The sequence below is a fragment of the Streptomyces sp. CA-106110 genome (assembly GCF_050936285.1).
Taxonomy (GTDB): Bacteria; Actinomycetota; Actinomycetes; order Streptomycetales; family Streptomycetaceae; genus Streptomyces.
Window position 1 is genome coordinate 10615485 of the sequence record NZ_JBNJNB010000001.1, and the last position, 22187, is coordinate 10637671.

Annotated in this window: 17 protein-coding genes and 3 pseudogenes; 12 read left to right on the forward strand and 8 right to left on the reverse strand. The window is 67.9% G+C overall.

From position 1 onward, the window contains the following. Nucleotides 1-14 precede the first annotated feature (14 nt). The 4 genes and pseudogenes from ACQEXA_RS48995 (at nt 15) to ACQEXA_RS49010 (ending at nt 3511) form a co-directional block, all read left to right on the forward strand. Complete coding sequence (locus ACQEXA_RS48995) at nt 15-368, forward strand: VOC family protein (protein ID WP_432923797.1); 354 nt, start codon at nt 15-17, stop codon at nt 366-368. Nucleotides 369-787: 419 nt separating this feature from the next. Continuing rightward, nucleotides 788-1264 carry an SRPBCC family protein gene (locus ACQEXA_RS49000; RefSeq protein ID WP_432923795.1) on the forward strand — a complete coding sequence of 159 codons (477 nt, stop codon included), beginning with the start codon at nt 788-790 and terminating at the stop codon, nt 1262-1264. A gap of 167 nt (nt 1265-1431) precedes the next feature. Further along, nucleotides 1432-1617: pseudogene (locus ACQEXA_RS49005) on the forward strand (GYD domain-containing protein); the annotation flags it as partial. Nucleotides 1618-2119: 502 nt separating this feature from the next. Next, nucleotides 2120-3511, forward strand: coding sequence for an IS1380 family transposase (locus ACQEXA_RS49010; RefSeq protein WP_433133099.1), 1392 nt, complete (start codon nt 2120-2122; stop codon nt 3509-3511). Nucleotides 3512-4269: 758 nt separating this feature from the next. Here the strand turns inward: ACQEXA_RS49010 and ACQEXA_RS49015 are convergent. Both ACQEXA_RS49015 and ACQEXA_RS49020 read right to left on the reverse strand, forming a co-directional pair. Next, nucleotides 4270-4938, reverse strand: coding sequence for a GNAT family N-acetyltransferase (locus ACQEXA_RS49015; protein WP_432923789.1), 669 nt, complete (start codon nt 4936-4938; stop codon nt 4270-4272). Between the two features lie 443 nt (nt 4939-5381). Further along, on the reverse strand, nt 5382-5963 hold the full coding sequence (locus ACQEXA_RS49020; protein WP_433133101.1) for an MSMEG_1061 family FMN-dependent PPOX-type flavoprotein: 582 nt from the start codon (nt 5961-5963) through the stop codon (nt 5382-5384). Between the two features lie 196 nt (nt 5964-6159). Here ACQEXA_RS49020 and ACQEXA_RS49025 point away from each other — a divergent pair. Next, nucleotides 6160-7234, forward strand: a protein-coding gene (locus tag ACQEXA_RS49025) for an IS630 family transposase (protein WP_433133103.1) whose coding sequence is annotated in 2 segments (ribosomal slippage) — nt 6160-6642 and nt 6644-7234 — 1074 coding nt in all. Because the reading frame shifts where the segments join, the coding sequence is not laid out codon by codon here. Between the two features lie 334 nt (nt 7235-7568). Here the strand turns inward: ACQEXA_RS49025 and ACQEXA_RS49030 are convergent. Together ACQEXA_RS49030 and ACQEXA_RS49035 are read right to left on the reverse strand one after the other, a co-directional pair. After that, nucleotides 7569-7827, reverse strand: a pseudogene (locus ACQEXA_RS49030) (IS110 family transposase); the annotation flags it as partial. Between the two features lie 112 nt (nt 7828-7939). Beyond that, nucleotides 7940-8159: pseudogene (locus ACQEXA_RS49035) on the reverse strand (transposase); the annotation flags it as partial. Nucleotides 8160-8627: 468 nt separating this feature from the next. On the opposite strand from ACQEXA_RS49035, the gene ACQEXA_RS49040 reads away from it, so the two are divergent. From ACQEXA_RS49040 to ACQEXA_RS49050, 3 genes are all read left to right on the forward strand, one after another. Then, nucleotides 8628-10244: a purple acid phosphatase family protein gene (locus ACQEXA_RS49040; protein WP_433133105.1), complete on the forward strand. Its 1617-nt coding sequence runs from the start codon at nt 8628-8630 to the stop codon at nt 10242-10244. A 153-nt stretch (nt 10245-10397) separates the two neighbouring features. Then, nucleotides 10398-11432 (forward strand): IS630 family transposase, encoded by a 1035-nt coding sequence (locus tag ACQEXA_RS49045; protein WP_432923211.1) that lies wholly within the window; start codon nt 10398-10400, stop codon nt 11430-11432. A gap of 282 nt (nt 11433-11714) precedes the next feature. Next, nucleotides 11715-12116, forward strand: a complete 402-nt coding sequence (locus tag ACQEXA_RS49050; protein ID WP_432923785.1) for a hypothetical protein — start codon at nt 11715-11717, stop codon at nt 12114-12116. 446 nt (nt 12117-12562) lie between these two features. Here the strand turns inward: ACQEXA_RS49050 and ACQEXA_RS49055 are convergent, their stop codons facing one another. Together ACQEXA_RS49055 and ACQEXA_RS49060 are read right to left on the reverse strand one after the other, a co-directional pair. Continuing rightward, on the reverse strand, nt 12563-13684 hold the full coding sequence (locus tag ACQEXA_RS49055; protein WP_432923783.1) for a winged helix DNA-binding domain-containing protein: 1122 nt from the start codon (nt 13682-13684) through the stop codon (nt 12563-12565). 246 nt (nt 13685-13930) lie between these two features. Further along, nucleotides 13931-14788 carry an NAD(P)H-binding protein gene (locus ACQEXA_RS49060; RefSeq protein WP_432923781.1) on the reverse strand — a complete coding sequence of 286 codons (858 nt, stop codon included), beginning with the start codon at nt 14786-14788 and terminating at the stop codon, nt 13931-13933. Nucleotides 14789-14935: 147 nt separating this feature from the next. Here ACQEXA_RS49060 and ACQEXA_RS49065 point away from each other — a divergent pair, with 147 nt between their 5' ends. Further along, nucleotides 14936-15256 carry a hypothetical protein gene (locus tag ACQEXA_RS49065; RefSeq protein ID WP_432923779.1) on the forward strand — a complete coding sequence of 107 codons (321 nt, stop codon included), beginning with the start codon at nt 14936-14938 and terminating at the stop codon, nt 15254-15256. Between the two features lie 97 nt (nt 15257-15353). On the opposite strand, the gene ACQEXA_RS49070 is transcribed toward ACQEXA_RS49065, so the two are convergent. Continuing rightward, the gene (locus ACQEXA_RS49070) at nt 15354-15872 is read right to left on the reverse strand and encodes a hypothetical protein (protein ID WP_432923777.1); all 519 of its coding nucleotides are present in this window, start codon (nt 15870-15872) and stop codon (nt 15354-15356) included. Between the two features lie 120 nt (nt 15873-15992). Here ACQEXA_RS49070 and ACQEXA_RS49075 point away from each other — a divergent pair, with 120 nt between their 5' ends. Further along, entirely contained in the window at nt 15993-16277 is a 285-nt protein-coding gene (locus tag ACQEXA_RS49075) for a TetR/AcrR family transcriptional regulator (protein WP_433133107.1), read from the forward strand. Between the two features lie 176 nt (nt 16278-16453). Here the strand turns inward: ACQEXA_RS49075 and ACQEXA_RS49080 are convergent, their stop codons facing one another. Next, entirely contained in the window at nt 16454-17653 is a 1200-nt protein-coding gene (locus ACQEXA_RS49080; protein WP_433133109.1) for an epoxide hydrolase family protein, read from the reverse strand. Nucleotides 17654-17889: 236 nt separating this feature from the next. Here ACQEXA_RS49080 and ACQEXA_RS49085 point away from each other — a divergent pair, with 236 nt between their 5' ends. Together ACQEXA_RS49085 and ACQEXA_RS49090 are read left to right on the forward strand one after the other, a co-directional pair. Beyond that, complete coding sequence (locus ACQEXA_RS49085) at nt 17890-20670, forward strand: helix-turn-helix transcriptional regulator (protein WP_432923772.1); 2781 nt, start codon at nt 17890-17892, stop codon at nt 20668-20670. 709 nt (nt 20671-21379) lie between these two features. Next, nucleotides 21380-22180: a polysaccharide deacetylase family protein gene (locus ACQEXA_RS49090; RefSeq protein WP_432923770.1), complete on the forward strand. Its 801-nt coding sequence runs from the start codon at nt 21380-21382 to the stop codon at nt 22178-22180. Nucleotides 22181-22187: the final 7 nt, after the last annotated feature.

A 22187-nucleotide genomic window follows, 5' to 3' on the forward strand; every position in this document is an offset into this window, starting at 1 on the left:
GGCAAGATAGCGACATGGAACGTGTGCTTGGAATCGGCGGATACTTCATGCGGGCCACCGACCCGGGGGCCCTGAGCGCGTGGTATCGCGATTGCCTGGGTCTGGACGCCGATGAGAACGGGCTGTGGCATCAGGAACCCGGTGCGACGGTGTTCGCGACGTTCGAGTCCGAGACCGACTACTTCGGGCCCCGAGCCCAGCAGACCATGCTCAACTTCCGAGTCGGCGACCTGGATGCGATGCTCGCGCAATTGCGCGCCAAGGGAGCGGACGTGGCCCACGAAACTCAAAACATGGAGGGTGTCGGTCGATTCGGTTGGGTCACCGATCCTGAGGGCAATCGGATCGAGCTGTGGCAGCCCGCCTGACCGTGTCATCACGCGGGCAGTAAAGTGCTGGTCTCCGACCAGCCTGTCGAGGTGTGTACCCCGGCCGGACCCGCGCGGCCATGTCCCACTCCGCCCTCTGTGGGCTGTCACGGGAACACTGGCGACACCGCCGATGGTGACCAGGCGGGCGATGATCTCGATGCCGATCTAAGGCCGAAACGGCAGCCGGCCCGGGACCGGGGCATCCGAGCTCGGACGGTCGCCGCCGTCACCTGGTTGGACGAGCGCACAACTCGGCGCCCGTTGGACGGGCACCGCCGATCAGGGCTGTGATCCTGCCTGCTGACCCGGGCGCGCACGATGCCGTGTGGGCGCCGGGCCTGACCACTGTTGCGGATGCCGGAGGTGTACGGCGCGGCTAGTGTCGAGGAGCAGCGGACAGAGGGAGCGTGGGTGATGTGGCCCGGAATCTCCGGTTGATCCTGAGCTCGCCGTCGAGAGTCTGGGGCCTGCTGTCCAATGGCCATCGCTACGGGGAATGGGTCTCAGGAACGCAACAGGTCATCGCCGCTGACCCGCACTGGCCAGAAGTAGGCGCCCGCCTCCAAGTCCGAGTCGGTGTCGGCCCACTGGCCCTCGACGACACCTGTGTCGTACGCATCTGTGAGCCGGAACGCCGTCTGGAACTGGAAGCGAAGGCAGACCCCTTCGGCGCAGCCCGCATCGCCATGAACTTGATCCCCTGGGGCGAGAACACCCTTTTCGTTCTCGACTGGCACCCCCTGCGGGGTCCCGGCATCCGGATGCACGGGCTCCCTGTGGACTACATCGTCTCGATCCGCAACGGCATGATGCTGACAAAGCTGGCCCGGATCGCGGTGCGCGAGCATCGCAACAGCGCCGGTGGCGCTCGACAGAGCACCCGGAGCGGATGAGGAGCAGTACAGCGCATCGGGTGTCGTTGATGTCGGAGTGGACGTCAGCCTGCTCTCGATTGCCGGGGGCGCTCGAAATTTCACGTTCAGGTGCGTGCCTCGTGCAGGCTCTGGCCGAGGTGCCCGGGCTTGACCTTGCGGTGTGTCTCCTCGTGAAGGTGAAGGACATGGCGACGTACATCGCGTTGCTGAGCCGCACCGATCAAGGAGTCCGCAACTATAAGGACACCGCGAAGCGCGCCGAGGCCTTCGGCTCAGCGGTACAGAAGCTCGGGGCACAGCTCCTGAATATCTACTGGACCGTCGGTCCCTACGACCTTGCGGCCATCGTCGAGGCGCCGGACGACGAAACTGGGTAGGTCGTGACCTTGCGGAGCTGTGCCCGCTCAACGCGGAACTTCAAGCCGGCACTGGCCAACTGATCCCATGCTTCACCGCTCCGGCCGTACATCGCCAACCCCCTGCGCTCACAGTCCAGGCGCCTGAGTATGCCGAACACGCCGACCTGGCGGAGCGACTTGAAGCACACATGAATCCGGAGGGGACTTGGCTCCCGAGCGTTCGAGTAGGTCACGCCGCCTGTGGATCGTCCACGTGGCGCCACTTGTTCACGAATAGTCCACGTCCGACAAGATGGTCATGCGCCGCTCGCCGCCTCTTCGGCCCGGCGGCGCACGTCGCGCAGAAGGCGGATCACTAGCCCCGGCTCTTCAGCGGAATTGGTCGATCTGACGCCCCTGACAGCAGAAAGGTGCCGCCGACCTGCAAGGATGCGAGTGTCTAGATCGAATCCGGCGCAGGAGTCAGGGCACCTTTCTGGTGGGCGAGCGTACAGGGTGGGACCGTGGTCTGTCTGTGACGGCCGACGGGAAAGGGCTGGTCGGACATGCCGGGGCGGTGCTGCTACGCAGGCTCGCCGACCGCGTCGGCCTGACCGAAGCACTGGCGGGAGTGCTGCCATCGGGCACGACCTCGTCGTGGCGGGACCGGGCCACCGCGCTCGTCGGCCTCGTCGTCGCGATCGCGCTCGGCGCCACGAGTCTGCTGGAAGCCGAGCAACTCCAGCTCCACCACGGCCTCCTGTTCGGACCGGCGGTGTCGGACTCCACGCTGCACCGGCTGCTGTCCACGACGGACGAGACGAGGCGCGCACAGATCGCGAAGGTACGACAGCGGGTGCGTCGCCACGTCTGGACACTGCTGCACCTGCGGCCCGGGGGCTTCCCGTATCTGACCGTCGCGGGTCGGTATCTGAAGGGCTGGATCGTGTTCGACATGGACGCCACGATCATCACTGCGGCCTCCAGGAAACAGGGCGCCGCCGGCACGTTCAAGGGCACCTTCGGCTTCCACCCGTTGGCCGCGTGGCTGGCCAACACCGACGAGTGCCTGGCGATGGAGCTGAGGGAGGGCAACGCCGGCGCGAACACCGTCGCCGATCACCTGCGGGTGCTGGATGCCGCTCTCGCGCAGATACCCGGCTCCTCTCAGGCCAAGATCCTGGTGCGGGTCGACGGCGCCGGTGCCACGCACGGCCTGCTCAAGCGCCTTCAGGCGCTGAACACCACGCGGCGCACGGTCCGCTACACCGTCGGCTGGACGATCACGCCCGAGGACGAACGCGCCATCGCACGCCTCCCCGAAGCCGCCTGGGAAACCTCCCTGCGACAGGACGGCGAGGTCCAAGAGGGCTACTTCGTCGCGGAGTTGACCGGGTTGAACACTCGTGAGGGCTGGCCCAAGGGCATGCGGCTGATCGTCCGCCGCGTCAAGCCCTCCCGCCGGCACCTGGGGAAGCTGACCGCGTTCGAGCAGAAGACCGGCTGGCGATACTCGGTCACCGCAACGAACATCCGGCACATGGGCCACATCGCCGGCACCCACCAAGTGCAGTTCCTCGACGTCCTCCACCGCGATCACGCCGAGGTCGAAGACCGCGTGCGCACCAACAAGGCGATGGGACTGGCGAACCTGCCGTCCAAGTCCTGGGAAACGAACGCGAGCTGGATGCTCACCGCGAACCTCGCCGCCGATCTCGACGCCTGGCTGCGGCTGCTGACCCTCCACGACCAAGCGGACCTCGCCGACGCCGAGCCGGACACGATGCGCTTCCGCCTCTACCACCTGCCCGCCCGCCTCGCCCACCACGCACGCCGCCGCCACCTGCGCATCGAACGGACCTGGCCCTGGGCCGAGACATTCACGACCAGCTGGAAGCGGATCAACGACCTGACCGCCGCCACCTGACGACCAGCCTCCGCCCCAACGCACACCGAGAGGAGGAAGGCCAGCAGCCTCCGGGCCCGTGGAACCCGGCGCACCCCGCAGCGACACGCGACGGCCCACCCTCACACGGCGAGGGACATTACGGGCGAACCGCCGGGCCACTCAACGACCAAACCCCACCGAAGAATCGAGGCTAGTACGCGATGGACGCGGGAGCCTATGACGATCAAGCGATAGACCCGCCCATGCAGCCCCGGGAACGCCGCATACGTCGTAGCGCTAAGCAGCGTCCCGCTGGTGTGTTCGGCGAGGGTGAGCAGCAGCTGGTATTGGGAGAAGTGGTGACGTCCGATCAATCGGAGACAGCGTTCGGGGACGGCTTCGGCAACGCGGAAGCCTGGGAGCGTCGCGCCCGTGACGACGGGCTCGCCAGCGGTCCGATTCGGTGAAGCACCCAGCAAGCGGACGAACGTTCCGGAGCCGGTGAACTGCGGGATCTGCGCAGCCAGAGCACTCCAAACCACGAAAGCCGGAGCAGACACGAGCACACGATGCTCGTCAACGAAAGGCAGGGCTTCCACTCCGCTCACCCCCGTCCGGCTTCAGACGCATCCACGATCGCCTCCGTTCGCGCCGCCACCTCAAAACACTCTCCGCCGACGACCCCCGCTTTACAAGTTCGGTCCAGCTGTGCCATTGATCCTGCTGGGCTGCTTCCGCTCGCCGGGCCATTTCCGAGGAGCGTCGCCTCAGTCCATCCTTGTCTGTCCTCGTTGATGTCAACCCTGGATGTCAACGTGCTCGCTCAGGCCGAACCAGGGCAGGCACTCCCGCAGGCCTTCGATCGTCACCGGGACTTGTTGGCTACCTTGCCACTGTTCGGCGGTGAGTCGGAGCCTTTGCAGCACAGCGGGCTTGCCGCGTACGGCGTGTCGCTCGATCCCATCGTCGCGGTAGCCGAGTTTGCGCGATACCCCCAGCGAGGCCGAGTTGTCTGTGTACGCCCCGGAGACGGCCTGTTGTGCACCGAGTCCAGCGAAGGCCAAGTGCAGAACCGCTGCGCGCATCTCAGTTCCCAGGCCATGTCCGTGGTACGCCCTGCCGAGCCACGAACCGGTACCGACTTCACGACGGATTCCGAAGTCCCGGGCACCGACGGCCTGTGTCCCCACAACGACGCCGTCTCGCAGTACCACCAAGTTGAGCTCCCAGTCCTCCGGCTTCCACGCGCCCCAGCAGCGCCAGTGGTACTGCAGGACGCTCTGGGCCCGCTGCTCTGGCGGGACATCGGTCCATGCCACGGTGAATGGCTGCACTGCCGGGTCATGAACACCGTCGGCTGCCAGGGAAGCTAGCGCGACCAGCTGATCGAGATTCGGCAATCGCAGTTCCAGTCGTGGCGTAGTCAGCCGCAGTCCCGCCAGAGGCCAGTGGGATACCAAGCTCATGACCAGCGATTGTTCCTGCTACGGCCGTCGCGACCAAGGCATTAGATTGCCCAGAAGCGGAGCAGAGCCCCAGTTTGGAAAACGCCGTATGCGGATGACGGCTGACCAAGCACTCCCTGACCTGGGTCGGAGCGCGATCGGCACCGCTGTTCCCGGTGAGTCACCGCTGCGTCCCGCCGGACCGGGCCCGAAACGGGCGCGCAGGGCACAGCCGACTCTCTGCTTTTCAGGCGAGTTGATCGTGCGGAGTGGATCATCCTCCGGCCCGACAGCGACCGAGGTTGACAGCTGATGACGTACGGCTGCGTAAGGTGGCGTTCGCGGACGTTGCCGTCAGTTGTGGCTGGGGTTCAGCCCTCGTCCTCATCGAGGCCGAACCCGTCCGGCACAGCCGGCAGGGCCTCGCGCCACGGCCCCTCCGGATCTTTCGCGGCGAACCGATATCAGGCCAGCCGGTGCAGGAGGGAGTCACGCTGATCCTGCTCGACTTTGGCGAGCGTCAAGTCGGGGTCGCGCTGATGAGCATGAGCGACCTCGGCCGACGTCGGCTGCTCCTCCTTGAGCGGCCATGCCTCGGGGTGCCAGAACTTCGACCGGACGAAGGCCTTAGCGCAGTGGACGTACACTTCGTCGGCCCGCACGACCAGCGCAGTTTTCGGCGGCTTGCCGACCGGGGTCAGCCGCGCCAGCAGATCTCCATCGGCCGTGATCCAGGCTGCGCCGTTGACACGAAGCGTCGTGTCCCGGCCAGGGATGACGAAGTTGAGCCCGGCGTGCCCGTTGGCCAGGATGTTGCGATAGCTGTCCAGCCGATTGTTCCCCGTCGCGTCCGGAATCACTACATGACGCTCGTCGAGGACCGTGACGAAACCGGGGGTGCCGCCCCGAGGGGCCACGTCACAGCGGCCATTGGCATCGCTGGTGGCGACGAACACCACGGGCGAGACCGCTATGAGGCGGCGCGACATCTCGTCGATGTGGTCGAGTTCTTTGCGTACCGCCCGCGCTCCGGGGTCCGCGTACAACTCTCGGAGCTGCGCCTCACTGGTCAGAGCTCGGGGTATCAGGGAGTCATCCACTCTGGCGATCATAGCTCTGCGGGTCGAAGACACAGGGGGCGTGCCCGCGCGGGCGGTGGAGTCTTACTGATTTCGGCGTTTTGAGGTCAGGCTGGGGCTGGTCCTGTTGGCGTCCTCCGGATGCGGCGGTAGACCGGGAGGTATGAGGTACGCAGACGGTGGCGGGATGAACGCCAAAGAGCGTGCACGGCGTGAGGCAGTACGCCTGCGGGCGTCCGAGCTGTTCGCGGCCGGGGCCGGCGTCCCGGAGGTGGCCCGGCAGCTGCGGGTGTCGCCGAAGTCGGTCTACCAGTGGCGGCGGAACTGGGCCGCCAGCGGCCCGGCGGCCCTGGCCTCCACCGGGCCGGGCGGGCAGCGGTGCAAACTCGGCCCGGCCCTGCGCGGGAAGCTGGCCGCCATGCTGGAGCAGGGCCCGGCCGCGCACGGCTGGGATGAGGACCAGGTGTGGACCGGTGCCCGGGTGGCGACCCTGATCGGCCGGAAGTTCCACGTCTCTTACAGCGTCTCGGGGGCGACCCGGCTGATGCGCCGACTCGGCTTCACCCCGCAGAAGCCCGCCCGGCGGGCTGCCGAGCGCGACGAGGCAGCGGTGACCGCCTGGAAGGAAGGCGCCTGGCCGGAGGTAAAGGACACAGGCGGCCACCGGCGGCTGGATCTGCTTCGAGGACGAGGCCGGTCAGCGTCAGCGGCCGCCCACCGGGCGCACCTGGGGCCGGCGGGGCCGCACCCCGGTGGTGACGGTGTCCGGCCGCCGGTCGGGCCGCATCTCCATCGCGGGCCTGATCGCACTGTGGCCCGGTTCCCGGACCCGACTGTGCTACCGGATCCGCGTCCATCACGGCCGCAGGGGCGAGCGGCGCAGCCTGTCGGAGACCGACTACATGCGGCTGGTCGATGGCGCCCACCAACTGCTGCGGGCGCCGATCGTGCTGGTCTGGGACCGGCTCAGCACCCATGTCTCGAAGGCGATGCAGCAACTGGTGGCCGCCCGCCCGTGGCTGACCGTCTTCTTCCTGCCCACGTACGCACCGGAGTTGAACCCGGTAGAGGGTGTGTGGTCGCAGTGCAAGCGCAGTCTGGCCAACCTCGCCGCCGGTACGGTCGACCGGCTGGAATCCCTGGTCCGCAATCGGCTCAAGAGCCTGCAGTACCGCCCCGCAACACTCAACGGCTTCATGACCGAGACCGGACTCCAACTCGACTCACCACCGCCCTGACCTCAAAACGCCGAAGTCAGTAATGACCGGGTCAACCTCCCGGAGCGCCAGTCCCTTCTTCCCATCCCCACTCGTGACGGCAGTCGGCGCAGGTGAGGTGTGTGGGCAGTGACTCTGAGGCGCTGTGGGTGATTCGGAAGAGGTCGTCCTCGTCGGTGGTGGTGGGGACGATCACGGTGAGGACGCGGTCGGTTGCTGCTCCGCAGCGGGGACATGGCGTGGGCGGATGAGCGAGTGGCCGCATGCATCATCTCCTCAGTCGGCTGATCGCCAAGGTAGTCAACTCCGGGTGTGCACCGTAGGTAATCGGGAGGGCCGAGGGTTTCGTGCCCGGTCAGGTCGCTGCGATCGTTGTTGTCCGGGTTGGTGGCGCGGTGGTGAAGGGGCGGTTGTCGCGTAGGAGGGCCCAGAGGACGTCAACGCGTCGGCGGGCGAGGGTGATGACGGCGGGGAGGCGCTTGTTGCCCTGGGCTCGCTTCTTGAGGTAGTAGGTGCGGTTGGGGCCGTCGCGGATGATGCTGGTCTGCGCGGAGAGGTAGAACACTCTGCGCAGGCGGCGCCTGTAGCTGGGGCCGGTGGAGGTTGCCGGGCTTCGTCGTGTCGACAGCCACCCTCCTGACCAGCAAAGAGGCCCTCCCGGTGGGATGGCTCCCAGTGGCGCCCCCTGAAGGACTCGAACCTGCGGCCAAGCGCTTGGACGTCGTCTCATTTGGTGAGTCTGCGGTAGCAGATGACGCTGCAGGCGATAGCGGTGAAGTCCAGGAAGCGCTCGGCCTTGCGTTCGTAGCGGCGGTGCGGACGGCGGCAGCCGCCCAGCCGGGACATCGTGCGCTCGATCGTCCAGCGGTGCCGGCCGAGCCGGGTGGAGGACTCGAGCCTTGCGGGCGATGCGGTGCGGGATGCCTCGCTTGCGCAGCCAGCTGCGCCTGGAGAGGGACTGCAGGTCGTGGTTGCGCAACAGTTGCTGGCACTCGCGCCCGGCCTCGCATGATCTTTCGTACCGATGCCGCCGCAGCGATCGCGGGTTGAGCTTTACGCGGCCATCCGACGTGACGTCCCGCACCGGGACATCGAACCGTCGCGGAGACCCTGTGCCGACGAGATGGCGCGCGGGCCTCGCGGCGTCGACTTCATCAAACGATTGACGGGAGCGCGCCCGAACACCCCAACCGCTCCAAGGCATTGGCCAAGACAGGGCCAGGCCGCCGGGAATTGCCGTCCGTTGCGGTGACCGCCATCTGGCGTTCACACCTGTCGCACCGCTCCGGTCGACCGTGCTTCCTAGCGTCCGTGAGTGCGCGCACCGCTGACCTGCCGCAGCCCGCTGTCAGGTTCGGAGCGCTGCTGTCCGGTCGGTGTGCGACTGCCCCCGACGACGCGAAAGGCCCCTGGAATGTCCGAAGAACCCAAGCAAACCAGAATCTCTCGTCGCAACGCGCTCGGCCTGTTCGGCGCGACAGTGTCCGGTGCCGCCGCCGGGCCACTGGTCCTCGGCGCCGGAACCGCCGAGGCGGTCCCGGCGAAGTCGGAGGTCACCGGTCTCACCACCGGCTCGGCCACCACCCCCGTCCAGGGCCTGCACCTGACCTTCGGCGCCGACCCACGCAGCCAGATGGTCGTCTCGTGGGTCACCGACGCGGCCGTCAAGAACCCCCGGGTCGTTTACGGCACGCTGAGCGGCGGCTTCGGCTCCACAGTGCACGCGACGACGAAGACCTACGTGGACGGCACCTCCGGGCGGACCGTCTGGGTCCATCACGCGCTGATCAGCAAGCTCAAGGCCGACACCGACTACCTGTACGCAGCCCAGCACGACGGCGCCACCCCCGACGCCGGCACCTTCCACACGGCGCCGTCCGGCCGAGCTCCGTTCACCTTCACCAGCTTCGGCGACCAGGGTGCGCCCAGTGTGACGTGGAAGACCGGAGCGAACCCGGCCGACGCCTCGGGCCGGGACTTCGAGCCCAACGCCACGCCCGCCGCTGCCGACATCGTCACCGGCGTTGAGAAGGTCGGCCCGCTGTTCCACCTCCTCAACGGTGACCTCTGCTACGCCAACACCGGGCCCAACCGCATTCGCGTCTGGCACGACTTCCTCACCAACAACAGCCGCTCAGCGCGATTCCGTCCGTGGATGCCGTGCGCGGGCAACCATGAGATCGAGCTGGGCAACGGCAAGCTCGGCCTCGACGCGTACCAGACCTACTTCGAGCTGCCCTCGACCGAGACCCAGCCCGAGCTCGACAACCTCTGGTACTCCTTCACGGTCGGCTCGGTGAAGGTGATCTCCCTGCAGAACGACGACATCGCCCTGCAGGAGGGCGGCGACATCTACATCAACGGCTACTCCGGCGGTCGGCAGCTCGCCTGGCTGGAGCAGGAGCTCAAGTCGGCACGGGCTTCGAAGGCCATCGACTGGATCGTGGTCTGCATGCACCAGGTGATGATCAGCTCGGCGACCGCCGCGAACGGCCCCGATGTCGCGCTGCGCGCGGCGTACGGCCCGCTGTTCGACAAGTACGGCGTCGACCTGGTGGTCTGTGGCCACGAGCACGACTACGAGCGCTCGTTGGCGGTGCGTGGCGTCGTCCCCGGCAGCGTCACCCTCACACCCAACCCGAGTCAGACCGCACTCGACGTGATCGACAGTGCGCACGGCACGACGCACATGGTCCTCGGCGGTGGCGGCGTGTCCGGCATCACCAACAACAGCTTCACCACCGACGACGCCGACGGTCACGGGCATCACTCGGCATACGTCCAGATGGAACACGTCGGCAAGTTCAACTCGGTCAAAGAGAAGGAGACGGCGGTCTGGATCGGCGTCCGCGACGCGGAGCATCCGTACGGCTTCGCCGAGTTCGCCGTCGACCCGGGCCGTCACCCCGGTGACATGACCCGCATCCACGTCACCTACTACAACATCATCACGCCCACAGGTGAGCTGTCGGTCTTCGAGAAGTTCACGCTCCAACGCCGTCGTAGTGACGGCGGCCACGGCCAGCACTGACCCACCGCGACTAAGCGGATGACCTGAAGTTCTGCGCGGAATCTGGAGCGGCAGCGGCGGCCTGGCGCGATGGCCTCGATGACGAGAAGACCTCGCCGGGTGTTGTATCGAGGTTGACCAAACTACGACAAAACCGGCGAGGTCAAGGCCAGTATGCGTCCGGCATCCGTGTTCGCCAACCGCCCCGGTCCGGCGTACCAGCACCTGTATCACCTGCTGCATCACCGGTGGCGAGAGGCCTCCCGCGCGGTGATCGTGCTGCTGTCCGCGGCCGGCATGACCGCAGGAGAGATCGGCGAGCTGCTCGGCTACCACCCGGCCACGGTGCGCCGCTGGATCCATCGCTACAACACCGCCGGCCTGGCGGGCCTGGCCGATCGCCCCCGCGCGGGGCGGCCCCGGCTCGGCGGGCCGAGGCTGGGCGAGCGCATCCGCCGCCTGCTGACCCGCCCCGGGCCGTGGACCATCCGCCGGATCTGGCGCCGCCTGGGCCGGCCGAAGATGAGCCTGCGCACCGTGTACCGGCACACTCGCGAACAGGCGGCCTGGCGGCGGCCCCGCCTGGTGGCCAGGGGTGACCCCGAGCGCAGGCGCACCCTCGCCGCCCTGCGCCGCCAACTCGCCGCCCTGCCCCACGGGTCGGTGGTCTGGGCCGAGGACGAGACCCACCTGCACCTACTGCCGCACGTGCGGGCGAGCTGGATCCTGCGCGGGACGCGGCAGCAGGTGGCCACCCCAGGCAAGAACCGGCAGGCCACCGTCTTCGGGGCCCTGGAAGTGGCCACCGGCGCCTGGGTCTACACCCTGGGCCGCCGCAATGCCGCCGCCTTCGTCGCCTTCCTCCAGCTACTGCTGGCCGCCTACCCCGCCGCCCCGGTCGTCGCGGTGGTCTGCGACAACGACAGCATTCATCACGCGAAGGCGGTGACCGCCTACCTGGCCGACCAGCCCCGCCTGCGCCTGCTGTTCGGCGCCCGCTACAGCCCGCACGACAACCCGGTCGAGCGCATCTGGGCCGCGCTGAAGGCCCACATTGCCAACACCGCCGTCACCTGGCCGGGCCGCCTGCGCCAGGTCCACGCCTTCTTCCGGCAGCGCTCACCCACCCAGATGCTGACCACCGCCGCACCCTGGGCCTCGCCCTGGCTGCCGAAGAGTTACGCGCAGAACTTCAGGCAAGCCGCTTAGCAGCAGTAGTCGGCAACGCCTGGGGCCGGGACGTCGTCCCGGCCCCAGGCGTTGCCGGCCAGGAGCCTTTGGTGTGGGTCTCGAACACCAAATCGAGACGCGACATGCTCACCGCAGAGGAGCACAGGGTCAGCACGGGCCCGCTGTGCCCGGCCGAGCCGGAAGGCATACCAGCGTCCTCAACGGCGTTGGGAACGTACTTGGCAGGCCCGACCAGAACCAACCAGCTCCCGCGGGCTGCCGATACATGAGGGCTCTCGCAGGCGCTGGCTTCGCAGGTTCATGACCGGTTTCATCGCAATTGCCGCGGCATTCGGTGGGGTTGCTTGCTGGGCGATTGCCACTGCGGAGTTCGGGTGGACCGGAGTACCGGGCAAGATGGCCGCCTCGGTATGCAAGCAGGAGAACGACGGCAGAGCAGGAATTACCCACCTTCATTGCAGGGGAACCTTTATGTCTCAGGATGGCGGGCTCGTCGACCATGACGCCGACGTCCGCTGGGACGGTGGCAAACCGGGAGACGTCAAGGAAGTGCGGACCCTGATCATCGGCGGGTATGCCGAGCGGAACGTCGGGCAGGGCATCTTGGATGCCGCCCTCGCCACCCTGGCGTTGGTGGGATCGGTGGTGTTTGGCTTCTTCACGCTCAGCCCTGGGAAACGGGAACGCGACGGGCACCGATAATCCAGCGGAGAGTGGGGCTTCCTGGGTCGCCTCGTACTTGGAAAGCTTTCCGGACTTGTTGACCGTGTTCACGACGGTGAACTGCAAGGTGCTCAGGCAGTCTCTCTGTACCTGAGCTGTTGCACGAGCGGGACATGGCTCGGCTGCCTGGTAGTCCTCGTAGCGCTCCCTGTCGGAGGGCAACCACGCCGCGAACACGATGTAACAGAGCACCGCCGATATCAGAGATGACAGGATCAGCAGCATGCCCATGAACCGCGCCCGACCCCGCGGTCGCCGGTCGGCACCGTCCTTGCTCGGCAGTCTGCCTGCGCTGTGAGCCCTCGTTCGTGCTGTTGTCATCGCCTACCCCCTCCGCCTCAGCTTCCATCAGCCAGAGAACAGGAATTCAACTCGGTAGCACGGCAGTCTGTGAGAGGGGCCGCGCTTCCCTTGGGGCATCGCGGTCAGGCGTCGGTGATGCGCAGTTCACGCCCTGCCGCGCGGTCCGACGCGAAGAGCAGGAGACGTTCCCCTTCCTCCGCGAGTTCGGCGCGCCGGCGCTTGCTCACCGGGTGGAAGAGCTGGACGTCGAGAGTCGTCGCCCCGCGCGCACGGTCGGTCCGCCATGCTCCGGCGACGAACCCGTCGACCAGAATCGTCCCGGGAATGACGGCATTCTTCGTCGCGATGGCCTTGCGGTGCTCGTCGCTGATGATCCGGGTGCGGTCCGCGTGGGAGAGGATCGCGTTGTCGTACGGTGCCAAGTAGCGTACCGGCGCAGGCGTGTCGGGGTCCGGACGCGGTGCGCCGGGCACATCCCACAGCTCTCGGCCGTCCTCGTCACGGAAGGAGACCAGCTGCGGGCGCAAGCGCTCGGTCACCGCGCGCAGCCGGGTCAGCCCCGACCACGCCTGGATGTCCTTGACGGTGGCAGGGCCGAACGCTGCCAGATAGCGCAGGACCAGGGTGTCGACGTCGGGCTCCGGGTCCAGCGGGGCGCCGAGCCAGTCCTCCGCCGTGGCGTACGTCGTCTGTCCGCTCTGACCCCACACTCCGCGGGGCGGGATCTGGACGACCGGAAGCAGACTGCGTACGACGTTGCCGAGTGCGGAGGCGGGGTGGTCGGGCCAGGTCGTCCGCAAGGAGGCGCTCAGGTCGCCGACGGTCAGAGGAGACTGTTCCAGGAGCTCCCGGCCGGCCGCCGCGACCTTGGCCGGATCCAGTCCGTTCAGGTCCTTGCCGAACGTGGTGATCAGGCTTCGTTGCATGAATGGCTGCAGACAGGGCCGAAGCCCGCGGCAGTCGGCGGAGGTTACCAGATGGACGGTGCCCCGCATCAGTGCGATGCGCACGGCCCGCCGTTCGGTGAGCAGGCCGGCCAGTTCCGTCGGGCGGAAGTCCTCCAGCCGGGTCCAAAGGCCGTAGTACGGCGGAATGGGTGCCTGTGCCTGCAGACCCACGAGGTGCTCGAGCGCCTCCTCCGCCGGCATCGTTCGTCGTGCCAGCAGCAACTGGCGTGCCAGGAAGGCACGGTTGAGAGTCCGCCGCTCAAGTACGTCGGCGGGCCGGGGCGAAGTGGTGGCCATCTGACCTATCAGTTCAGGAGGGCGAGGAACGTGCGCAGTTCGTCGGCGAGGACGGACGGCCTCTTGGCCATGCACGTGAGTAATGACGTCGTTCGACACGAGAGCGGGAGTCGCATACTCGCGCGAATAGCCGATGTTCACGAGATCGGGAGTTTCGCGGCTTCGTCGGGTGCGGTCGGACGCGGACGTGGTTTCGTCACTTGTGATCCGGTTCCTTCCGAGTCCGTTCCACATACCACGGGGGCGCTATGCCGTGACCACGGGGGCTGTTGCCGTGAAGGCGTCCGCGTGCTCCGCTGCCCACTGGGCGAAGGTGCGGGCCGGGTAGCCGGTGACCTTCTCGACGGTGTCGACGACCGTACGGCCCACCTCCGGGGTATTCCCGTACGCCTCGGTCAGGAAGCCGATCACGTCCTCCGGGTGGCCCGCCGCCCGCCATTGCGCGACGGCCTGCTCCTCGCTGAGCTCGACGAGGGCAATCTCCCGGCCGCGGGCGGCAGCGATCGTCGCCACCTTGTCGCCGACTGTGAGCAACTCGGGGCCGGTGATCACGTACTCCTGGCCCCCGTGGCCCTCTTCGGTGAGCACGACCGCGGCGACGGCGCCGATATCGCCCTCGTGGACCATGGCACTCAGCCGGGAGACGAACGGCTCGCGGACTTCGCCCGAGGACACGATCCCGTCCGCCCACTCCAGGCAGTTGGCCATGAACTCGACCGGCATGAGTACGGTCCAGTCCACATCGTCATCGGCACGCACGGCGTCCTCCAGCAGGGACTGCCCGCCGCCATGCAGCACGGTGACCCGGCGTACGCCGGCCGCGCGGGCCAGCTCCAGGATCCGCAGGCCGGTCTCCAGCGGGACGAAGCGGGCCCCGCCGAAGGTGATCAGATGGAGGCCGGTGACGCCCTCCAAAGCCGGAACCAGGCTGGCCGGTTGGGTCAGATCACCCTGGACGACCTCGACACCGGCGGGGAGGTCGGCCCTCGCCGCATTCCGGGTGAGGGCGCGGACCGCATGGCCGCGGGCGAGCAGTTCGGCGACGACCTGGCGGCCGACGGTTCCGGTGGCACCGGTGACAAGAATCCTCTGCGTCTGGGTCATGGCACGACCGTACGGAGCCTTTAGGTCAGTTTCTGTCCGCAAGACCCCTACAAGCCCTATCTGGAGCGGCGGTTCGCCGCGGGATGCACGAGTGTCACGCGCCCGCACCGCGAACTGCTCGCCGAGGACGCCTCAGTCAGCTACCAGATGGTCCGCGCCTACATCGCTGCCCTGCGCGCCGCTGCCGTACCTGAGGCATGGCCTCCGCCGCCGACGGTGCGGCGGGTCACCGGCCGGCTCATCGGCCACCGTACGGCCCTGAGCGAGGACGTGCGCGCCGCGCTCAAGGACGTCCTGGCCTGCTGCTCCCAACTGGATGCCGCCGCCCAGCAAGTCCGTGACTTGGGCAAGATCCGCACCAGCCGCCTCGGCCTCAGGCTCCCCGCATGGATTGACGCTCTCGATGCCAGCCAACGGCCCGGCCCACAGGCTTCGCACTTCGCATGCTCCGAGACCTCGACGCCGTGACCGCCGGCTGACCCTGCACTGGAGCTCCGGCGGCACCGAAGGCGCCGCGAACCGCCTCAAGAAGATCAAGAGGCAACTCTACGGGCGGGCGGATTCGTCAGCCGAGGGAAACGGCGAGCAGGGCGATGGCGGAGCCGGCGAAGACCGTGGTGTTGCGGAGGTAGGTCTGGGCGCGCACCCAGTGGGGGAAGGCGTTCTCGGCGGCCTGGAGGAAGGGCGCGACCTTGATCCGGGCCAGCTCCGGGTCGCCCTTGCGGCGGAAAGCGGTCTCCACTGACTTCACCGCGGTGAGGTTGCTGTAGACGATGCCCGCGTTCATCAGCAGGACCAGGGAGGAGAAGATCCAGGTCAGTAGCTGTGCCAGGTCGGCGCCGGCGAAGTTGAAGGCGGCGGTCGCGGCCATCACCGCGGCGACGGCCGCCGGCGCCGCGGTCTCGTGGCCGCCGGCGTCGAAGCGGAGCCTGTTCTCCTCTAGCACCTCCGAGCGGACGCCTTGGCGGCTGAGCTCGGCCACGGCGGCGGCCTTCGCAGCGGGACCGAAGCGGTGGCGGACCACCGGAATGCTGACAAAGGCGGCGGCGACGAGCAACTGCATGACAGCGGCGAGCGTGTTCATGGGTACCCTCTCGACTTGCACTTAGTTCAACTGACTGATGGAGAGACCGTAACCGACCAGTTGAACTTAGTGCAAGACGCGAGTTGAACTTAGTGCAAGCCGCTGCGTACCGTTGAGGACATGGCGCGCAACACCCTCACCGGCGACCAGATCGTCCATGCCGCCATCGAGCATCTGGACACTGACGGCCCCGAAGGCCTGAACATGCGCGCCCTGGGTAAACGGCTCAACTCCGCTGCTACCGCCGTGTACTGGCACGTCAACAAGGACAACCTCGTGCTGCTCGCCACCGACCAGGTCTGGAGCGAGCTCGAATTACCCGACCTGGCAACGGTCGACTGGCGCACCGCGGCCACCACGATGGCCACCGACCTGTACGAGATGTTCACCAGGCGCTCCGCATAGCGCTCTGACCTGCGGGGGAGCCCATCGCAGGGTGCCAGCGACACAGACTGTGCCGGACGTGTGTCGCGCACCGACCCGCGGCTCGCATGTCGAACCAAGGGCGGCCGAGCGACTCGGAGTCGAGTACCCTCGGCCACCCCCGACTCTCACCTATGCAGGTGGCCGGACACGGTCATCTATCGAAGGGACCGGAAGCCCGCGCGGAGTTCCCCGACGAAGAGCTCCGGCTGCTCCCAGGCGGCGAAGTGACCGCCCTTGGGCAGCTTGTTGTAGTGGACGAGGTTCGGGTATGCCTGCTTCGACCAGCTCTTGGGGGCCTGGTAGAGCTCGTCGGGGAAGACACTCACAGCGACCGGCAGCTTGACGCCCTTCGAACCGAAGAACGGAGTCTTGTTCTCTGCGTAGAGGCGGGCCGCGGAGATCGCCGTGTTCGTCAGCCAGAAGAGCGTGATGTTGTCCAGGACGTCGTCCCGTGTCAGGCCCTCACTCACTCCGTTGAAGGACCGGGTGATCAGCTCCAGGCTGGCCTTGTCGTGGTCGAGCAGAAAGGCGGCCAGGCCGACGGGGGAGTCCGCGAACGCCGTAAGGGACTGCGGGCGCGAGGCCATCATGTAGGCGTAGTAGACGTGCCGGTATACGAAGTCCAACTGCTCGACGGCGCGCTTTTGCTCGTCGTCGGCGAGGACGACGTCGGACGGCAGCGGGTTGCCGGCGATGATGGCCTGCTCGATGGCGGGCGGAATGACCTTGGGCATGTTGGTGTGGATGCCGACCAGGCCCTCGGGCTCCTGCACGCCCATGAGGTCGGTGACGACCGCGCCCCAGTCGCCGCCCTGTGCGACGTACTTGGTGTAGCCCAGGCGCTTCATCAGCTCGCCCCAGGCGCGGGCGATGCGCTCGGGGCCCCAGCCCTTGGAGGTCGGCTTGCCGGAGAAGCCGTAGCCGGGCATCGACGGGATCACCACGTGGAAGGCGTCCGAGGCGTCGCCACCGTGGGCCGTCGGGTTCGTGAGCGGCTCGATGATCTTCAGCTGCTCGATGATCGAACCCGGCCAGCCGTGCGTGACGATCACCGGCAGCGCGTTCTCGTGCTTCGAGCGGACATGGATGAAATGGATGTCCAGCCCGTCGATCTCGGTGATGAACTGCGGGTAGGAGTTCAGCCGCGCCTCGACCTTGCGCCAGTCGTACTCGGTCGCCCAGTAGCGCGCCAGCTCCTTGATGGTGGCGAGCTGAGTGCCCTGGGACTGATCGTCGACGGTCTCCTTCTCGGGGAAGCGCGTCGCCTCGATGCGCGCACGCAGGTCCTGGAGCTCCGCCTCGGGGAACTCGAACGTGAACGGGCGGACAGTCGTAGATGCGGAAGTGTCAGACATGTGGGGGGTGCTCCTTGCAATGTCGGCGACCCTCTGTCGCCGGCTCGTCCACAGTCGTCCAGTTCTGCGTGCGTCGGCCCAGGGAAACCCCCGGGGTATCCCCGTGGCCGAACCCCCGGGGTGGGTCGATTTCCATACAACTACTCAAAGCGACCAAAAGGGAATACGGTCAAAACAGCGCGCCAAAGCGCGTCAAAGCTGCGTTCCAGGAAGACCAGCCTATGGGTGTACAGTCCATGGATTCTCAGGTCGCGCTACGGGGCCGGGATCAGGAGCTGGCGGCGCTGGAGCGGGTGCTGGCCACAGCCCGGGCGGGCCACAGTGCGGTCCTGGTCCTGCGTGGTGAAGCCGGGATCGGCAAGACCGCGTTGCTGGATCACACAGCCGACCAGGCCGTCGGGTTCCGCACCCTTGGCGTCGCGGGCATCGAGTGGGAGATGGAGCTTCCCTTCGCGAGCCTTCACCAACTTTGCGCACCAATCCTGGACAGACTCCACCAACTGCCCGATCCGCAGCGCGATGCACTGTCCGTCGCGTTCGGACTACAGAAGGGTGAGGCGCCGAATCGGTTCCTGATGGGTCTGGCTGTGCTCGGTCTGCTGGCCGGCGCTGCCGAGGACGGGCCGCTGGCCTGCCTTGTCGACGATGCGCAGTGGCTGGATGAGGAGTCCCTGCAGGTGCTGGCATTCGTGGCCAGGCGGTTGGTGGCCGAATCGGTCGCCTTGATCTTCGCCCTGCGGGATTCCGATGATGGTCGTGAGCTGCTCGGTCTGCCGGAGCTGATTGTCGAGGGCCTGAGTGAGTACGAGGCGCGTGCTTTGCTGGCCTCGGCGGTCCGCGTGCCACTCGACCCGCTGGTACGGGACCGGATCGTCGCCGAGACGCACGGCAACCCGATGGCCCTGCTGCGACTGCCACACGCGCTGGCGCCCGCCGAGCTGTCGGGTGGCTTCTGGCTGCCCGGCAGGCGTCCCTTGGCAAGTCACATCGAAAGCGCCTTTCACCAGCAGTTCCGATCGCTTCCGGTGGACAGCCGGCGTCTTCTGCTGACCGCCGCGGCCGAGCCGACCGGAGACGTGGATCTGTTGTGGCGCGCAGCCGTTCTGCAGGGGATCCCGGTCGATGCCGCAGCGTCGGCCGAGACTGCGGGACTGGTCGAGTTCGGTGCCAGGGTGCGATTCCACCACCCCCTGGTGCGCTCGGCCATCTACCGCGGGGCGTCCGCGCCGGGGCGTCGGGCGGCGCACCGGGCGCTGGCAGAGGCCACCGATCCCCACCTTGATCCTGATCGCAAGGCGTGGCACCGCGCTCACGCCACCGACCGGCCTGACGAGGGCATAGCCGTTGACCTGGAGCGCTCGGCGGGTCGGGCCGAGGGCAGGGGAGGAATCGCTGCAGCGGCTTCGTTCCTGCAGCAGGCGACGGAACTGACCCCCGATGCCGCACGCAGAGTCAGCCGTGCACTGGGCGCCGCTCAGGCCCACATCGACGCCGGTGGGGCCGACCAGGCCCAGTCCCTGTTGGCCATCGCGGAGGCCGGCCCACTCGACGACCTGCAGCGCGCCCGACTCGAGCGGCTGCGCGCCCGGCTGGTGTTCTCCCAGGTGCGCGGTAGCGCAGCGCCCCGGCTCTTGCTCGATGCCGCACAACGGCTGGCACCTCTCGACGCCGATCTTGCCCGCGACACTTTCCTGGAGACGGTCGGCGCGGCGAGCTTCGCCGGCCGCCTGGGCGAAGGACCTGGGCTGCGCGAGGTGGCCGAGGCGGCTCGCGCCGGCCCGCCGCCGAGGACGCCGCCGCGGATGGTGGACGTTCTTCTGGACAGCGTCGCTGGTCGGATCCTTGATGGCTACGTCGCCGGGGTTGCCGCCCTCAGGCATGCAATGCACGTCGTCCGGCAGGAGCAGAAAACCAGTGGGACGGAGGCGGAAAGGCGCTGGCTGTGGCTGGCGTTCCGTGTGGCACCCGAGCCCCTCGCACCGGAACTGTGGGACGACGACGCGTGGCACGAGATGGCGCTGGGCGCTGTCGGCCTCGCCCGCGAAGCGGGGGCGCTCACTGTCCTCCCGATGGCGCTGACCTACCAGGCGTGCTCCCACGTCCACGCCGGCGAATTCAACACCGCTGCCGCTCTGATCGACGAGGCCACGGCGATCTCGGAGGCGGTGGGTGGCGTACCGATGATGTACACATCCCTGGTTCTCGCCGCCTGGCGAGGACGGGTGTCCCCGGCACTGGACCTCATAGAGTCCACCATCGAAGAAGTGCGTGCCAGAGGCGAGGGACGCGTTCTCAGCCTGGCCGAGTACGCGACCGCACTGCTCTACAACGGACTCGGCCGCTACGACGCCGCGCTGGCAGCCGCGACGCGCGCATGCCAGTACGAGGACCTGGGCTTCTTCGGGTGGTCGCTGGCCGAACTCATCGAGGCGGCCGCCCGCAGTGGGCAGCCGGAGTCCGGCGAGGCGGCACTGGACGATCTCACCGAGCGCACGCGTGCGACCGGCACCGAGTGGGCCCTGGGCACGGAGGCTTGCTCGCGAGCGCTGCTGAGCGACGACCAAGCCGCCGATGCGCTCTACCGGGAGGCGATCGAGCACCTCGGACGTTGCCGCATCGCCGTCCAACTGGCCCGCACCCGTCTGCTGTACGGTGAGTGGCTGCGCCGGCAGAACCGCCGTCAGGAAAGCCGCACCCAGCTACGCTCCGCCTACGAGGCATTCAACCGGTTCGGAGCGCACGGCTTCGCCGAACGCGCCCGCAGGGAGCTCCTGGCGACCGGAGAAACCGTACGCAAGCGAACGGTCGGCGCCGTCGCCGAACTCACCAGCCAGGAAGCCCAAATCGCCAGGCTGGCCGGAGACCACACCAACTCCGAGATCGCTGCCCAGTTGTTCATCAGCCCTCGCACAGTGGAGTGGCACCTCGGCAACGTATTCGCCAAGCTCGGCGTGAGTTCCCGCAGGCACCTTCGCTCAGCGCTGTCTCCTCCAAAACCGGGGACGTCGGGGGCCTAACCCGCAGGCCCTCGTCAGCAGCCGCCACAAGAGCAACCTGGTAGATCGACTTCGCCGACTGGCTGCGACACCCCGGAGTGTTGCAGCCGCCTGTGACCGGACAGTCCGGACACAGGCACTACGAGCTGTCCGGGCAGTTTATGCAGGTGAGAGGCGTGACCGGACAGCTGCACAGGTGGGACGACGACACCGGACCACTGCCGTGAGAACCCACCGCTCCAACTACCGTGATGGCGCCGCCCGGACGTGGTGCCGGCCGACCGCGGATACGACCACGACAAGTACCGCCAGCTGGTTCGGGACCTCGGCGAGAAACCGCTGACAGCCCGGCGCGGCACCGAGCATGGTTCCGGACTCGGCACCCAACGCCGGCTCGTGGAGTGCGCGTTCGCCCACCTGCACTGGTTGCGCCGCCTCCGGATCCGCTGGGAGAGCCGCGACGACATCCACGATGCCTTCCCCACCCTCGCTCCTGCGGCCGCCGAAGCAAATGATCGACAAAGGTTTGTTGGCGGATCCTTGTCCGCTCTCTTCCCGGTCGCGGGAATTGTGCCGCATACGGTTGCCGTGACGGGCGGGCGTCCGCCCGTCGGCGACTTTCGATCAGGCGGGAGAGCGGATGACACCCGGGCGCCGGGCGGTGCTGGCTGCTGTGGCGGGAAGTGTGCTCGCGGGCTGCGCAGGTCCGGGGAGCGGGAGCGGTGGCGGGATGTCCACGTCCAGCCCGTCTCCCTCATCCGGGGCGACCGATGCCGGCATTCCGGCTTCCGCGCCGCCGGCCACGACGGCCGCTGCGGCGCGCGCGCTCACCCGTGCCGCGATCGTGGCCCGCTTCGGGCACGCCGTGCCGCGCACCTGGGGCTTCGACGGACCCGGAGTGGTGCACACGCTGCCGACCGGGAAACGCGTGATCGCGCTGACCTTCGACGCCTGCGGCGGCCCGGGCGGCAGCGGGTACGACGAGGCACTGATCCGCTTTCTGCGCAGCCGGGGGATACCGGCGACGTTGTTCATCAACTCCCGCTGGATAGACGCCAACCCCGCGGTCTTCCGCCGCCTGGCCGCCGAGCCGCTGTTCGAGATCGCCAACCACGGCACGAGGCACCGCCCGCTGTCCGTCACCGGACGCTCTGCCTACGGCATTCCCGGTACCCGCAGCGCGGGCGAGGTCTATGACGAGATCGCCGGCAACCGGGCCAAGCTCACGCGGCTGCTCGGCACCCCGCCGCGCTTCTTCCGGTCCGGCACCGCGTACTGCGACGACGTCGCGGCCCGGATCGTCACCGACCTGGGGGAGCGCTTCGTCAGCTTCTCGGTCAACGGCGACGGCGGCGCCACCTTCACCCACGCACAGGTCGCTGCCACCGTCGCGTCCGCCCGCCGCGGATCGATCGTCCTGTGCCATATGAACCACCCCGAGGGCGGCACCGCCCGGGGTATCGCCACCGCCGTACCCCACCTGCTGGAAACCGGCCACAGCTTCGTCCGACTCTCGGACGCACTGCACTGACGGGCCG